This is a genomic window from Streptomyces sp. URMC 127 (assembly GCF_051386535.1).
In the GTDB taxonomy this organism is placed as follows: Bacteria; Actinomycetota; Actinomycetes; order Streptomycetales; family Streptomycetaceae; genus Streptomyces.
Genome location: NZ_JBPQTW010000523.1, coordinates 1 through 347 on the forward strand (window position 1 = coordinate 1; position 347 = coordinate 347).

At 67.1% G+C, this 347-nt stretch carries 1 protein-coding gene; it reads left to right on the forward strand.

From position 1 onward, the window contains the following. On the forward strand, positions 1 to 347 hold a 347-nt coding region (locus ACSNOH_RS35225), incomplete at both ends, for a hypothetical protein (RefSeq protein ID WP_436725508.1).

A 347-nucleotide genomic window follows, 5' to 3' on the forward strand; every position in this document is an offset into this window, starting at 1 on the left:
GGAGAGCTGTATCTCGCCGGTGCAGGGGTGGCCCGCGGCTATGTGGACCGTCCGGCGCTGACCGCTGAGCGGTTCGTGGCCGATCCGTACACGGGCGATGGTGTTGGTGCTGGTGCTCGGATGTATCGCACGGGGGACCTGGTCCGCTGGAACCGGGACGGGCAGCTGGAATACCTCGGCCGTGCGGATGACCAGGTCAAGATCCGCGGCTTCCGTGTCGAACCTGGGGAGATCGAAGCGGTTCTGCGCCGGCATCCCGCTGTGGACGAGGCACTGATTGTCGTACGGGAGGACCAGCTGGGGGATAAGCGCCTCATCGCCTACACCACCCCCGCCACCCCCACCAC